Source organism: Algoriphagus resistens (assembly GCF_001442615.1).
Taxonomy (GTDB): domain Bacteria; phylum Bacteroidota; class Bacteroidia; order Cytophagales; family Cyclobacteriaceae; genus Algoriphagus; species Algoriphagus resistens.
Genome location: NZ_LMXN01000005.1, coordinates 30,095 through 45,819 on the forward strand (window position 1 = coordinate 30,095; position 15,725 = coordinate 45,819).

Here is a 15,725-nt window from a genome sequence, read left to right on the forward strand (position 1 = left end):
TTCAAAAAAAGATGAATAACTAACTACAACTTGTTGCAGCTTTTCAAACTTGGGACTTTGCAGCTCTTACAATCTTCCGATTTCCCATTTCCTTCTCACCAAACATTATTCTGTAAAAATTGGCGGATCACTTCCTCAATTTGCCAGCCCTGCTTACCTTTGCGCATGGCAGAACAAATCCTCATCCTTGATTTCGGTTCTCAGTACACACAACTTATCGCCCGACGAGTTAGAGAGCTGAATGTTTATTGCGAAATCCATCCTTATAATAAAGTTCCAGAGATCACTTCCGATATCAAAGGAGTGATTCTTTCAGGTTCTCCATGCTCAGTCCGAGACGAGGGGTCCCCTGATTTGGATCTGGACATTTTGAGAGGCAGACTCCCACTCTTGGGCGTATGTTACGGTTCCCAACTTCTGGCGCAGAAATACGGAGGGGAAGTACTTCCATCCGAGATCAGAGAATATGGAAGAGCTAATCTGAGCCATCTGGATAACCATTACGACCTGCTCAAGGAAATGAGCCATGGTTCGCAGGTATGGATGTCACATGGAGATACGATCAAGAATTTACCTGATAATTTTGAAGTTATTGCCAGCACTGATTCTGTACGAGTGGCGGCCTTCAAAATCCAGAATGAAGAAACGTACGGAATTCAATTTCACCCAGAAGTAACACACTCCACTGAGGGGAAAAATCTTCTTAGAAATTTTGTGGTTGGAATCTGCGGTTGCGCCCAGGACTGGACTTCAGATGTATTTATTGATGCAAGTATAGCTGATTTGAAAGCTAAAATCGGCTCTGATAAAGTGGTGATGGGGCTTTCGGGCGGGGTGGATTCTTCAGTAGCGGCTACCTTGATCCACCGCGCTATCGGTGATCAGCTAATCTGTGTATTTGTAGATAATGGCTTGCTTCGCAAAAATGAATTCGAAGAAGTTTTAGATTCGTATAAGCACATGGGATTGAATGTGATTGGTGTAGATGCCAAGCAGAAATTCTACGATGCCCTAGCGGGTATCACAGATCCTGAAGCTAAGAGAAAAGCAATCGGAAACGCGTTTATTGAGGTTTTCGATGAAGAATCAAATAAGCTGGAAGATGTCAAGTGGCTTGGACAAGGAACGATCTATCCGGATGTGATCGAATCGATTTCTGTAAAAGGACCTTCTGCTACTATCAAATCCCACCACAATGTGGGAGGTTTACCCGATTTCATGAAGCTTTCGGTAGTGGAGCCGTTGAATACTTTGTTTAAAGATGAGGTTCGTGAAGTAGGACGTGCTTTGGAAATTGTGGAAACGATCATCGGTCGTCATCCTTTCCCAGGCCCAGGGCTTGGTATTCGTATTTTAGGAGATATTACTGCAGAGAAAGTAAAAACGCTGCAGGAAGTGGATCATATTTTTATCAAAGGTCTGAAAGATGCCGGTCTTTATGATGGTGTATGGCAGGCAGGAGCTATGCTTCTTCCAATACAGTCTGTAGGTGTGATGGGAGATGAACGGACTTATGAGAAAGTTGTGGCGCTGAGAGCTGTAGGTTCAGTAGATGGGATGACTGCTGACTGGATTCACTTGCCATATGAGTTTCTGGGCAAGATATCTAATGAAATCATCAATAAAGTAAAAGGTGTTAACCGCGTTGTGTACGATATTTCTTCAAAGCCGCCGGCAACTATTGAGTGGGAATAAGAAATTTGAAATTGTGAAACCCGGAGATAACGCTTCGGGTTTTTGCATTTTATGTTTACCTACATTAGAAAATCGTGGGATAAAATTATCATAAGGAGGCTTGGGAATGAAGTATTTAAGCTCCTTCGGTCATCGATCTCCGATCTTTTGTCTACCAAATCAAGGGAAATGTGGTAATTGACATCAATTAAGATAATCATATTCCTTCTTAAGCCTTTTCGGCTCGAACTTTGGGTTTGAAAATAATGGGTTAAATTTGCAGACCCTGTTTGATGTTTGATTCACCTCGAAATAATGAAAAAATTTCTTTTAGTAATTCCGGTATTTTTCATCTTGAGTTTTGCTATTGCCCAAATTCCCACACCGGATGACTATCGCAAGGCTCAGTCCGAGCTGGCTGCCAAAAATTACTGGGAAGCAATTCCTCTTTTCAAGCAATTTACCGATCCTAAGGAGTATGGGAATTTGGCAAACTATGCAGCTTTTCATTTGGCTGAAGCCGCACTGGGAGCCAATCAGCCGGGACAAGCAGTAACTGCTTTGGAACCTGTAGTCACTAGCAACTGGGCAAAATCAGAAGAAGCGAAATACCTTTTGGCCGTTGCCTATTTCAAAAACCAACAGAATTTAGAAGCTCTTAGACTCATCAAAAAAATCAGAGATGATAAGCTTATGTCAATGGCTGAAAATGCCACATACGAAAATCTGAAGCAGGTCAGTGTTAGTTTTATGATAGCCAACCTTTCGGAGTTCAAGGAAAATAGTGGCTATGGAGAAGCGCTGAAGAGAGTATTGGAAAATCAGACTATTCTTTCGGCAACAGAACGTGCAGCTTACTATGAGTTACAAGGCAAAGCAAACGTGGGTAAAAATGCGGTGAAAGACGAGGTATTGGATATTGTGGTGATTTTGCCTTTTACTAATTCCTCCCGCACAAACCTATCGACTATCCCGCAGAATGATTTCGTATTTGAATTGTACCAGGGGTTGGAATACGGAGTAGAGCAGTTGAAGCAAAATGGAACCATGGTCAACATGTTGACTTTTGATTCGAAGAGAGATGTAGCTCATTTACAAAGTCTATTGACAGAACCCGCTATTGCTTCTGCTGATATTATTATCGGTCCGATTTATCCTGACGAATCTGATGTAGTCAGCAGTTTTGCTGAGACGGCCAAGATTCCGTTTGTCCATCCACTTTCAAACCTTGGTGAACGATTTGAAGAATTGAGGTACAGTTATTTGTTCCGCCCATCTGTTAGTTCGATAGCGGAGGGAATTGTGGAAGGCCTTAGAAAGCAGAATTGGGGCAAAAGGGTTGCCGTTGGATATAGTGGAAGTTCCCGTGATGAGATGTTGGCGAAAATGCTTCAAGATCAATTGGCAGCAGCTGGATTTCAGATGGTGAAATACGAACAAATCAATCCAAGAAACACCAGTGAGTTTTTGCAGGGATTGGGAATCCGTGGAGGTCAATCCACTGTGTCTGTGGATCAGATTATTCTACTTTCAGATGACCCATCGATTGCTCAGCCTGCATTTTCATTGATGGAATCAATTACAGCTTCCATACCGACACTGGTAATGGACTCGTGGTTGGGGTTTAATTTTGCGAATTATGAAATGCTGGAGTTTCCTAATTTCTATTTCATAGGCAATAATACCTTGAATTTTTATGGTGAGCCTATGCAGGAATTCCGGAATAAATTTTACGACAAGTACCTGAATTTCCCAAGCATGAACGCTGCCATTGGAGTGGAGTTGGTCAATTGGATTGCATCCAACATGTCTGACACCAAGGGATTTGATTTAAGAAGAAACCTGGATCAGAAAGCATTCCAAGCTGGTGATTTGACTTGGGGATTCAATTTCCAAGGAGCCCACAATAATCAATACGTGCCTGTGTTCAAGTTAGAAGCGGGTGAATTGAAACCTTTAGATTAAATCATGAATATTTCTAAGAGTAAGGCACTTTTTGCCAAAGCCCAAAATTTCATTCCAGGTGGAGTGAATTCTCCTGTTCGTGCCTTTCGGGCGGTTGGTGGTGAACCGCTTTTTATAAAAGAAGCAGACGGGGCATTTTTGTACGATGAGGATGGAAATAAATTCATAGAACTGATCAACAGCTGGGGGCCAATGCTCCTAGGCCATAATCACCCGAAAGTGAAGGATGCGATAATTCAGGCTATGGAAGATGGGACATCTTTTGGTGCTCCTACAGCACGTGAAGTGGAAATAGCTGAGCTGATCGTAAGCATGGTGCCTTCTATAGAGAAAGTTAGAATGGTGAATTCCGGTACGGAAGCGACCATGTCAGCTATCCGGGTTGCCAGAGGCTACACTGGTCGGGATAAATTTATCAAGATGGAAGGGCATTACCATGGTCACGGTGACTCATTTTTGATTGCAGCAGGTTCTGGGGCAATGACGATGGGAGATCCAGACTCGCCAGGAGTAACCAAAGGAACGGCTAAGGATACCCTGATCGCTCCTTACAATGATTTGGAGGCGATTGAGGAGCTTGTAGCGGCAAATCCAGGAGAAATTGCAGCATTGATCTTGGAACCTGTTCCGGGAAATATGGGGCTTTGTATTCCCAAAGAAGGATATCTACAGGGACTTCGGGAAATCTGTACAAGAGAAGGAATTGTTCTGATCTTCGATGAAGTGATGACAGGGTTCCGTTTGGCAAAAGGTGGCGCCCAGGAAGTTTTTGGCGTAACCCCTGATATGACTACACTTGGCAAAATTATCGGGGGAGGTATGCCGGTTGGAGCTTATGGAGGAAAGAGAGAGATAATGGAGTTTGTATCACCTGCCGGACCTGTTTATCAGGCAGGTACACTTTCCGGAAATCCAATCGCTATGGCTGCCGGATTGACCATGTTGAATATTCTGAATGAAGATCCAACTGTTTATTCCGAGCTAAATCACATCGGAACGAAATTGACAGAGGGAATTATAAGTATCAATGAGGAGCTAGGACTGAATTATACGATTAATAGCGTTGGAAGTATGTATTCGTTGTTTTTCACAGATAGGCCCGTACATGATTTTGGAAGTGCAAAGACTTCTGACACCGTTTTATTTGGAAAGTATTTCCAGGCGATGCTGAAGCGTGGCGTGTACCTGGCACCGAGCCAGTTTGAAAGTTTGTTCTTATCTACCGCCTTGAAAGATGAATTGATTGATCAGATTTTAGTCGCTCATAAGGAAGCGATGGTGGAGATACTTGCATTGAAACAAATAGAAAATTAGAGAAATTATTGATCCATGCCTATCAAAGTTTACGGAATTAAGAATTGCAATACGATGAAGAAGACCTTCGATTTCCTAGTGGAAAAAGGAGTGGAGTACGACTTCATTGACTATAAAAAGCAAAAGCCTGAAGCGCCACTTTTAGAAAGTTTTTTGGAGAAAACTGATCTTGGTTCTTTGGTGAATAAAAAAGGAACGACTTATCGGAAAATGACTGATGAGCAGAAATCAGCTCTTGAAAGTGAGGAGACTGCGATTCCTGTTTTGGAAGAAAACCCAAGTATGATCAAGCGTCCGGTGATCGTTTACAAAGACGGAAGTCTGACTTTGGGTTTTGATCCTGAATTGATTGAAGGGCATTTGAAATAAAGTTCCCGCAACACGGCGGCACATTTTGTTACCAGGGCTATATTGCTCTTCGAGGTGGTGACCTCGAATGATTTATAGTTGGATTTGTAATCCTTTAATAAACTTTGAAATTGCGGATTCCGAAGAGTAGTTAGAATTTTACTAGTACACAATAGTGTCAGTCGGCAAAGGAGGTAAGCTGAGATTACCTGTTTCGAGGTGAAAACTAAATTGCGAAGAGGTACCCGAATCAGCAGCTGGTGTGTCAAAAGCAAATACTTTTTCTAGTCTTGGATGTTTGTCCAATGCTTTAAGTTGCCCAGAATTCACCTTGGTTTCGTTTAGGTAAAGCAGTTTCAGATTGTTGGATTGGTTCAGTTTATCCAGGTTTTTTCCTTCAATAAATGTTTGATTGAGTTTCAAAACTGTCAGGTTTGGAAGAGATGATACTTGTTCTAAAATAGCGTCGGTAATCTTGGTTCCGGTGAGATCCAGATAAACAATCTGCTCTTTCGCAGATGCTAATAAGCTCCAATCTGAATCAGAAAAAGCAGGAAAGTTGATACAGCTGATCTTCAAAAATGGCGAGTCTGTTTTCACTACCTCGGCAAAGAATCCACTGCCTCTGAGTATGGAAATGGAATCTTCTGCAAGGGTTGGTACCGCCACGACAGGGTAAAATGGCTTTTCATCTTTCTTGAAAAATGGTTCTACCAAACTCAGCTGTATTGATGTTTCACCAAGCGTTGCATGTTCAGCAGAACCGGATTCAATCCAGGCTTTGATCAATTCTATCTCCTCTTTTCTGGGTTGGCGCTTATCCTTCGGCGGCATGTGGTCATCATGGTCTTCTGGCAAAATAAGCCTGGCAAAAAGTGAGCTCTCCCTAGCATTTCCGTTCTCTAGGATAGCTCCGTTTTCGCCCCCTTTATGTATTCCTTTGAAGGAACTGAGATCCAGCTCTCCTTTAAGTTTTTTCGGATTATGGCAGCTTTTGCAATTTTGGTCCAAAATCGGCTGAATCGCTCCAGTAAAGAACTCTACTTCTTCCCAATTGTCTGCGGGGAGTTCAAGGGGTTCATTGCTGCTTGCCTCACCTCCCAAGAAAGCTTGAAGCGCTGGTGGTAAAACTTCCGTAAAGTAGTTCTCACCGTGCGTGATATTTCCCCCAAGATGCCCCGTGAGTGTTAATATTGCCAAAAGGAGTGCTCCTTTGATTTTCAACCGCGGAGGAGATACAGCTGATTTTTGCAAGTGATACCAAAGTCCAAATGACAGAAACGTCGTGAAAATCCCTAAAATGAGATGAAGTTGAACCGTATCCCAACCATACCCTTCATATTGGAATTGCATAAATCCACTTATGCTGGCCAAACCAGCCGAAATTCCTCCTAACAGAAATGCCAATTTGATAATAGGGGAGTATATCGCATACTTTTCTGCTGACCAAAAAATCAAGATCACCCCAAAAACCAAGAAGCCAATCGGCAAGTGCACCAAAATCGGATGAAACCGCCCGAATAATGGCAAGATAAAATCAATCATTTGCGAAGCGGGCTTTAAGGGCTTTCATGATAAAAACATTCGCTTCCCACTGATCTGCGATGGGCACATTAGAAAATGGAACGGTAGGTAAATAGGGGGGAGGCCCAAATTCAGTAGTTATGGTATATATATCCTGAGCAGAATTTCTAATAATATGCTCCCAAATATCCAGGTGTGTGTCCAAAGCAGTTTGCCATTCCGGTGCTGCCGGATTATTCACTTGTGGGCCTTCTGCAAAACCAATCCGTGCATGAATATGGTCCACTTTTGAAAGAACCTGCTGTAAGAGAGGATCATCCAACTTTATCAGGCGCTCATGAACCACCATCCAATGACTGATGTCCAAATTCAGCCGCAATTCAGGAGCAGCCTTCACCATGGCCACAGTCAGTGGAACGGAATATGAAAAGCGGCTCCGATGTGTTTCATGGACGATAGGAATTCCTGATTCTTTACTTGCCGTTACCGTTACGTCTATAAAAGCCTTGTTCTGTTCTAAAGTCCAATAATCTGACCCGGTGTGAGAATTAATCTTTATTGGATTCCAGGCTATGATTTTTTGTAAGTTTTCTTCGTATGATTTGAGCGCCTCATCGTAAGGCAGTCCCTTGTTTGTCCCATGGAGAAACATGATTTTCAGATCGTACTTTTCCAGTCCTGCCTTGAGTTCTTTTTGAACCGATTCATCGGATGGAAACCAAACCTCAATCCCATCATAGCCGTCGTTTTTGGTACGCTTTAAAAACTCATCCACGGAAAGTTCATTTCCCCAGTCCGTCTGAAAGAAGAGTAGCTGCTGCTGGGCAAAAACTGGTGAAAGTGAGTTAACTACTAACAAAAAGAGGCAGGTAATTCTAGGAATCATATGGTAATTAAGCTAATATTTTATTGATCAATTCACCTTCCACATCGGTCAATCGGAACGGTCGACCTTGAAATTCATAGGTGAATTGCTCATGGTCAAAGCCCATCAGATGAAGAATGGTGGCGTGAATATCATGGACAGAAACTTTATCCTCTATGCCTGAAAATCCAAAATCATCCGTTCTGCCATAGGTCACGCCCGGTTTTATACCGCCTCCTGCCATCCACATGGTAAATGCATCTCCGTGATGATCCCTTCCAAGGAAACTTTGTGTTTTGCCTTCCCGGTTTTCCTGCATAGGCGTACGGCCAAACTCTCCTCCCCAGACCACTAATGTATCTTCTAAAAGTCCTCTTTGTTTCAAATCCAGCAGCAGTGCAGAAACTGGTCGGTCCATCTCACGGCATTTATTTCTTAGCCCCATGTCAATCGAGCCGTCATGATCAGTACCGTGTGTATCCCATCCCCAATCATATAACTGGACAAAACGGACTCCTTTTTCTACTAGTTTTCTGGCAAGAAGGCAATTATTTGCAAGGGATTCTGCGCCGGGCTTGGTTCCATACAATTGATGTATTGATTCAGGTTCATCCGTGATATTCATGACTTCCGGCACTTCGATCTGCATTCGGTAAGCCATTTCATATTGGTTGATCCTTGCAAGAATTTCGGGATCACCATAAGCATTAAACTCCTCTTTATTAACTGTATTGATTGCATCAATGACGTTTTTCTTTAAGTTTCGCGACATTCCTTCAGGATCATCCAAGTAGAGAACAGGATCGCCTTTGGATCTACATTGCACACCTTGATAAACGGAGGGTAAAAATCCGCTACCCCAAACACTTTTGCCTGCATCAGGGGTTTTTCCCCCGGAAGTAAGCACCACAAATCCGGGTAAATTCTGATTTTCTGTACCCAATCCATAGGTTACCCAGCTTCCTAAACTAGGACGGCCAAGTCTCGCGCTTCCCGTTTGCATCAAAAGTTGGGCAGGGCCATGATTAAATTGATCTGTATGCACGGCCTTTAAAAAAGAAACTTCATCAGCCAACTTTTGGAAATGCGGCATGTAATCTGAAATCCAAGCGCCGGATTCTCCATGCTGGGAGAAATTAGCTTGAGGACCAAGCATTTTAGGAACTCCACGGATAAAAGCAAATTTCTTCCCTTCCAGTAAGGACTGAGGGCATGGTTGATTGTGATATTTCGCCAACTCAGGCTTAAAATCAAACAACTCCAATTGGGAAGGTGCCCCAGCCATGTGGAGGTAAATGATTGATTTCGCTTTTGCCCCATAAGGTGGAGGTAAAGGAGAAAGCGGGTTGAGATCTCTCTGGCTGAGATTTAATTCTGAAGATCCTGTACCACAACCGAACATCAGCGGCGCCATTGCCAGTCCACCGACTTTGGCTACACAATCCATCAGAAAATGTCTTCTTGTTTGTTTCTCCAGCTTCTGCTGCGCAAATTCTGCGAGCATTTTATCGAGATTTTGCATATCAGGGTTTGGTTAAGAATTCGTCCATATTCAACAGCGCATTTGCCACTACAGACATGGCAGCTTGCTCAGGATTTGTTGATTTATCCTGAATGGAAAAGAATGTTCTCAATGAGTCAGGTTTATCTTTGTATTCGATAAGTGCCTCATTGTAAAGGTTAGAAAGTGCCTCAAGTTTTGTGTCTGAGATAGGATTAAGTACAAGCTTTTGGTAGCCGTAGGCAATGCCTTTTGTGGGCTTACTGGCATCTTGCTTAATCATATCTTCTGCTAAATAATAAGCGGCTTCCAGATAAACAGGGTCATTCAACGTGACCAAAGCTTGTAACGGAGTATTTGTGACTATTCTTCTGCTTAGACAGACCTCCCTGCTTGCTGCATCAAAGGTGATGAAGGAAGGATAAGGACTCGTCCTCTTCAAAAAAGTATAGATTCCTCTTCTATGCGCATCCTCTCCTTCACTTTCCTTCCATGATTGCCCATTGTATACTGTTTGCCAGATACCTTCTGGCTGATGAGGTTTGACTCCAGGGCCATACATTTTATCACTGAGTAATCCAGAAACAGCCAACGCCTGGTCCCGGATTTGTTCGGCATTTAATCGGAATCTTGGTCCCCGTGCGTACCACTTGTTTTGCGGATCTTTTTTGAAAAGCTCGGCAGACACAGCAGACGATTGCTTATAAGTATCAGAAGTTACAATTTCACGAATCAAACTTTTTATGCTCCAATCGTACTCGTTCATCGTTTTCCATGCCAAATAATCAAGCAGTGCTGGATGTGAAGGCGGGTCGGATTGAGTTCCCATATCTTCCAGGGAACTTACGATTCCTCTACCAAAAAGCTGATCCCAAACTCTATTGACCAATGTTCTCGAAGTAAGTGGGTTTTCTTTGTCAGTCAACCAATAGGCGAAACCCAGCCTGTTTTTAGGCCATTCAGGATTCCAGTCATTAAGAACTTTGGGAGTTTCCGGATTGACCTTGTCACCCAACATCATCCAGTTTCCCCGCTCAAAAACATGCATTTCCCTGGCCATGTAGTCTGGATTTTCAATCATAATTGGAAGCTTGGTTCCCTTGAAATCCAAGATGGTTTCCCAAGAATTTTGAATATTCCTGAAACCCGGTTTATCCTTTCCTGCCAGCGTAGGAACAAAAGCAAACCATACAAATTTTGCAGCGTTTTGTTCTGATCTGACAGTTGGGTTTTTTACCTCTAGATAGAGGTCTATCAATCCATTTGTAGGCTTGAACGGGATAGCACGGATAATATCTCCGTCTGTTTTATTGATAGAAAAAGCGGCTAGAATTTCCCCTTCGGGGCCTCCATTCCGGATGGTCATTTCGCTTCCATTTAGGCCTGAGCCGTAGTTTATAAGCAATTGATCAGAACTTCGCGTGTCAACTTTTCTCAGATAAGCAGAGCCGTTTGCCTGGATCCCCAGCCATTTAGTGTCAATAAGTTCTGCATTAGTGAAATCAACAGCATTGTGTGAAGGATATTTTGGCTCCAGGTAAGTCAGGAAGTTTTTGCGTTCAGCGACAGCTTTTGCACTTTCATTTGTTTTGACCCAAGCAAGAACAGACTCAATTTCTTTTTTCTCTTCAGGTGAATAAAATCTCAATCTAGGCTCTTCATCGTGTGTGTCTTCGTCTCTTGAATTATTGAAGAAGGCCGCTGATTGATAGAACTCTTCATGACGAATAGGATCATAGGGATGACTGTGGCATTGTACGCAAGCCATGGTGGTACTTTGCCAAACCTCAAAAGTGGTACTCACTCTGTCCAAAACTGCGGCTACCCGAAATTCCTCGTCATTTGTCCCCCCTTCGTCATTATTCATGGTATTGCGATGAAAGGCTGTTGCGGCTAGTTGCTCCTCTGTAGGATTTGGAAGTAAGTCTCCGGCTAATTGCTCTATGGTAAAATCATCGAATGGTTTGTCCGCATTGAGTGCGCGGATTACATAATCACGATAAGGCCACATTGTGCGGGAAACATCCCTCTCATAGCCTTTTGTATCTGCATACCTGGCCAGATCTAGCCACCAAGTAGCCCATTTTTCGCCATAGGTAGGAGAGGAAAGCAGCTGATCTACCGCTTGTTCGTAAGAGATTCTTTGGGAAGAATACTGGGTCAATAGTTCTTTTGAAGGGGGTAGGCCAGTAATGTCGAGGGCGGCTCTCCTGAGAAGTCTGAGTGGCTTTTCTTCTTTCGAAAAAGCCAGGCCATTCTCTTCGAGTTTTTTGCCTATATAAAAATCGATGGAATTTATTGCGGAGGGATTATTGTCAGAAGTAAATCCCGCCGTAGTTCTTTGCTCCGCAATCTCAGGTGTTTGCACAGGATCATATGCCCAATGTTTGCCCCATTTAGCGCCTTGCTTGATCCAGGTTTTGAGAAGGTCGATCTCATCTTCTGAAAGTGGTGTTCGCTCATATGGCATCCTCACTTCTGGGTCTGAAGCTGTTAATCTCTTGATTAATTCACTCCCATTGGGATCACCAGGAATAATTGCAGGGTGACCAGATTCTGTTTTGGCAAAAGCTTCTTCTTCAAAAAGCACCGAGAATCCACCATTCTTTTTGACACCTCCGTGACAGGAAATGCAGTTTTTATTTAAGATGGGTTTTATCTGTGTACTGAAGTCTACTTCTTTTTCCTGGCCAAAAATCAAAAGACCTGTAATACCAAGGATTATGGCAAGGGAAAGTAAGCCAGCTACTTTAAGATTATTCATGGGTCATTGAATGAACCTGAAAGTAAAGAATTCTGCGCTACTTCGAAAACCGTTTATAGGATTGGGGTAAATATGAATAAAGATGTGCTTTTATTCTGATATTTTGGGATTGGGAAAGGGAACCAACTGGTGAAGTTTTGGTCATCCCGCTATTTTAACGCTTAGGTATATTGTACTTCCCTTCACGCTGCCCTGTCGGGCCCGGCCTGGTATGGGGAGATGTCAATCCCATTTCATTTTGACACGGATTAAGTCCTTAGAGAGAATCCATGCTGCCCAGGGTTCAAAGGATAGCTAGAATTAAGACTTCCTTCTCACGCAGTCTGAGAAATTACTTACCAATCTTAGGTTTATGGCCTGTGTGACCCAGTGAAAAAAATACCCTGCTTTACTAGGAACAGGGTACTAATTATTAAAATTTAAAATTTGGAAGATTCTCCAAAATATCTTGGGTCATGGCATCCAGATCGTAATCATGTTTCCATCCCCAGTCTTTCCTTGCGCAGGAATCATCAATGCTGTCTGGCCAGCTGTCAGCAATTGCCTGTCGGAAATCAGGATGATATTCGATTTTGAAATCAGGAATGTACTTGAGGATGCTTTGATAGATTTCAGCAGGAGTGAAATTCATGGCAGCAAGGTTGTAACTGGATCGTATTTTTACGGCTTGGCGAGGAGCGTTCATCAGATCCAAGGTAGATTTGATGGCATCAGGCATGTACATCATGGGCAGAGAACTGTCCTCACGGAGAAAGCAATCAAATTTTTCTCCTGCCAATGCTTTGTGATAAATATCCACGGCATAATCAGTTGTGCCACCGCCTGGAAGAGACTTATAGCCGATCAAACCCGGATAGCGTAAACTTCGAACGTCCACATTGTATTTCTGAAAATAGTATTCACACCATCTTTCCCCCGCCTGCTTCGATATGCCATATACGGTGTTAGGTTCTTTTACACAATATTGGGGTGTATTGATTTTTGGGGTATTTGGTCCAAAAACAGCAATAGATGACGGCCAGTAGACTTTGTTCAAGTTAAATTCCTTTGCCAACTCCAGGACATGAAGCAGACTATCCATATTGAGTTCCCAAGCGAAAAGTGGTTTTTTTTCACCTACAGCGGAAAGCACTGCCGCCAAATGATAGATTTGGGTGATTTTTTCTTCTTTGACCAGGTTTCTCAAACCTTCCTTGTTCATCACATCGAGGACTTGAAAGCGACAAAAGTCAAATTTTGATCTTGCTGATTCATTGAGATCTGTAGCGATTACTTGCTCAGCACCAAACTGATCTGCCAGAGACTTAGTGAGTTCCGAACCCAATTGTCCAGCAGCTCCAATAACGAGGATTTTTTCCATTAATATTTCTTTCAAAATCTACCTAAAGCCGAGCTCTGGGTTTTTGTTTATATTTGGGTTTGCAGTCGCAAAAGTAAGAAAAAACTGCTTTCTGAGCAGGTTTTTTGACTAAAGGAACCAGACGTTTTTGAATAACATAAAATCAACTAGCCAGTATGTACGATCAGTTCAGACCCAAATTACAAGAAGAGCTTAAGGGAATAGAGGAAGCAGGCCTTTTTAAAAAAGAGCGTATCATTACCTCTCCACAGTCAGCAGAAATTACCATTGCCGGCGGACAGAAAGTTTTGAATTTCTGTGCCAATAATTATTTAGGGCTTTCCTCCCATCCTAAAGTGATTGAAGCTGCCAAATCTGCCATTGATTCACATGGGTTTGGTATGTCTTCTGTGCGATTTATTTGCGGAACCCAGGATATTCACAAGGAATTGGAAAAGAAGATTTCTGAATTTCTAGGTACAGAAGATACAATTCTTTATGCAGCAGCTTTTGATGCCAATGGGGGAGTCTTCGAGCCTATTCTAGGTCCGGAAGATGCTATTATTTCCGATGCTTTGAATCATGCGTCTATCATTGACGGTGTACGACTTTGCAAGGCCATGCGTTTCAGATATCAGCACAATGATATGGAAGATCTGGAAGCCCAATTAAAGGAGGCTGTCATAAAAGGAGCGAAGCAAAAAATTATCGTGACTGATGGCGTATTTTCTATGGATGGGACGATTGCACAGCTGGATAAGATTGTGGAGTTGGCTGAGAAATATGAAGCTTTGGTGATGACCGATGAGTGTCATTCTACAGGATTCATGGGAAAGACAGGCCGGGGAGTTCATGAGCATTGCGGAGTGATGGGCAAGATAGACATCATCACCGGTACGCTTGGAAAAGCATTGGGTGGCGCTTCCGGAGGATTTACCTCTGGGAGGAAAGAGATTGTTGAATTACTTCGTCAGCGTTCCAGACCTTATTTGTTTTCAAATACGTTGGCACCATCCATCACGGGGGCTTCAATAGCGGTATTTGACCTGTTATCTGAGACGACTGAATTGAGAGATAAACTGGAAGAAAACACGAAGTATTTCCGGGAGAAAATGACTGCTGTGGGTTTTGATATCAAACCCGGCGAGCATGCCATAGTGCCGATTATGTTGTATGATGCCATTCTTTCGCAGAAGATGGCAGAGAAGGTGCTGGAGAAAGGGATTTATGTTATTGGTTTCTATTACCCTGTTGTCCCGAAAGGCCAAGCCAGAATACGTGTTCAGATCTCGGCAGGTCATGATCGGACGCATCTTGATCAGGCGATTGCAGCTTTCACTGAAGTTGGAAAAGAACTGGGGGTGATAGCCTAGCTCTCAAGAATTGAGCTGCGAAATGCCGATGTTACGGTTGGTTGTAGGGCGCCAGGTGTCGGATGCCTCAAGGCTGGGTTTCTATTTTTAGATTCCCGGTTTTTTTTTAACTGCGTACAGAGATTTAGGTAGAATACGGATTATGGGTTGATTTTGCTGTTCGGGATTTGAAATTTTTAAGCCAACCCGCAGGTTTTTTATCCGGATATTTCCCAAGAAAGCACAAGTTTGCAGTTGTCTACTTTTTGAAAATTAGGTTTGGATAGTGATACTGTAAAGGCTTTTCGTACCTATAAACATTTACCTAACAGTCACATGGAAACAACGCTGTTTTCTTTCTTTAATAAAAAATATTTTACCTTCTTCCTGAAATCTACCCAAAACCTTTTCAAGTGCTTTTTGCTTTTTCCTGTCGAAGCTTTTTTTACCATTAAATCTAATGTAAGAGATGTCAAATGAGGAGCCATAAGAGTGGGAACTAATACCCTCAGTTGCATTTCTATTCCTCTTTCTTAGGCTTTTTTGCTGCTCAGGAGTCCGTGTAACCGAAGTAAGAGTAAAGAAACTCTCATTATCTGTAAGGGTTTGAAAAGCTATGCCAAGTTCTTCAAGGATGATTTTCGAGTATGGTGTAATGTAAGGATGGCTATGCGATAAGCGCATAACATCGTACCCGCTTCCCTGATTTACAAGTACTAATTTCTCATCTTCAATTAATTCTTTAAAATGACTTTCCCCCTCAATCAACCCAAATCCATTATATTCTGCTGCAAACAGATGTTTGTCATATTCTTTGGTAATTAGTTCCTCCGGAATAGGAGGGATAACTCTCGGGACAGGTATATCCACTTCTAAAGGCTCAATTTTCTCCGGTTGTGGATTGGTGATAAGGGAAGAATAGGTGGTTGTTAGCTGTTTTTTCCATTCAGGCATATATGCCTGGGTAGCGAGGGTGCCTGCGGTAAAAAGTAGGAAAAAAGCAGCGAGGTACAATAATGGTTTGTTTTTCATAGGGTGATAAGCGCTTTGTTTGTGATTCTGCGGAAAGTGGAAGGGAT

At 42.7% G+C, this 15,725-nt stretch carries 11 protein-coding genes; 5 read left to right on the forward strand and 6 right to left on the reverse strand.

Features of this window, described 5'->3' with window-relative positions; translation table 11 throughout:
- Positions 1-165: 165 nt before the first annotated feature.
- The 4 genes from guaA to AS141_RS10755 all read left to right on the forward strand — a co-directional run bounded on the left by guaA (position 166) and on the right by AS141_RS10755 (position 5,322).
- Complete coding sequence (guaA, locus tag AS141_RS10740) at positions 166-1,695, forward strand: glutamine-hydrolyzing GMP synthase (RefSeq protein ID WP_057937669.1); 1,530 nt, start codon at positions 166-168, stop codon at positions 1,693-1,695.
- A 294-nt stretch (positions 1,696-1,989) separates the two neighbouring features.
- Positions 1,990-3,639, forward strand: coding sequence for an ABC transporter substrate-binding protein (locus AS141_RS10745; protein ID WP_057937670.1), 1,650 nt, complete (start codon positions 1,990-1,992; stop codon positions 3,637-3,639).
- 3 nt (positions 3,640-3,642) lie between these two features.
- The gene (hemL, locus tag AS141_RS10750) at positions 3,643-4,953 is read left to right on the forward strand and encodes a glutamate-1-semialdehyde 2,1-aminomutase (protein ID WP_057937671.1); all 1,311 of its coding nucleotides are present in this window, start codon (positions 3,643-3,645) and stop codon (positions 4,951-4,953) included.
- 15 nt (positions 4,954-4,968) lie between these two features.
- Positions 4,969-5,322, forward strand: a complete 354-nt coding sequence (locus AS141_RS10755; RefSeq protein ID WP_057937672.1) for a Spx/MgsR family RNA polymerase-binding regulatory protein — start codon at positions 4,969-4,971, stop codon at positions 5,320-5,322.
- Between the two features lie 141 nt (positions 5,323-5,463).
- On the opposite strand, the gene AS141_RS10760 is transcribed toward AS141_RS10755, so the two are convergent.
- The 5 genes from AS141_RS10760 to AS141_RS10780 all read right to left on the reverse strand — a co-directional run bounded on the left by AS141_RS10760 (position 5,464) and on the right by AS141_RS10780 (position 13,315).
- Positions 5,464-6,846, reverse strand: a complete 1,383-nt coding sequence (locus tag AS141_RS10760; RefSeq protein WP_057937673.1) for a c-type cytochrome domain-containing protein — start codon at positions 6,844-6,846, stop codon at positions 5,464-5,466.
- The gene (locus AS141_RS10765) at positions 6,839-7,684 is read right to left on the reverse strand and encodes a sugar phosphate isomerase/epimerase family protein (RefSeq protein ID WP_232424874.1); all 846 of its coding nucleotides are present in this window, start codon (positions 7,682-7,684) and stop codon (positions 6,839-6,841) included. The genes AS141_RS10760 and AS141_RS10765 overlap by 8 nt, the downstream gene beginning before the upstream one ends.
- 34 nt (positions 7,685-7,718) lie before the next feature.
- Positions 7,719-9,212, reverse strand: a complete 1,494-nt coding sequence (locus tag AS141_RS10770) for a DUF1501 domain-containing protein (RefSeq protein ID WP_057937674.1) — start codon at positions 9,210-9,212, stop codon at positions 7,719-7,721.
- A 1-nt stretch (position 9,213) separates the two neighbouring features.
- Positions 9,214-11,955 (reverse strand): DUF1553 domain-containing protein, encoded by a 2,742-nt coding sequence (locus tag AS141_RS10775; RefSeq protein ID WP_057937675.1) that lies wholly within the window; start codon positions 11,953-11,955, stop codon positions 9,214-9,216.
- 412 nt (positions 11,956-12,367) lie between these two features.
- A complete protein-coding gene (locus tag AS141_RS10780) occupies positions 12,368-13,315 on the reverse strand; it encodes an NAD-dependent epimerase/dehydratase family protein (RefSeq protein ID WP_057937676.1) in 948 nt (315 codons plus the stop codon).
- A 155-nt stretch (positions 13,316-13,470) separates the two neighbouring features.
- Between AS141_RS10780 and kbl the strand changes: the two genes are divergently transcribed.
- Complete coding sequence (gene kbl / locus AS141_RS10785; RefSeq protein WP_057937677.1) at positions 13,471-14,667, forward strand: glycine C-acetyltransferase; 1,197 nt, start codon at positions 13,471-13,473, stop codon at positions 14,665-14,667.
- Positions 14,668-14,967: 300 nt separating this feature from the next.
- On the opposite strand, the gene AS141_RS10790 is transcribed toward kbl, so the two are convergent.
- Positions 14,968-15,678 carry a DUF5715 family protein gene (locus tag AS141_RS10790; RefSeq protein WP_057937678.1) on the reverse strand — a complete coding sequence of 237 codons (711 nt, stop codon included), beginning with the start codon at positions 15,676-15,678 and terminating at the stop codon, positions 14,968-14,970.
- Positions 15,679-15,725: the final 47 nt, after the last annotated feature.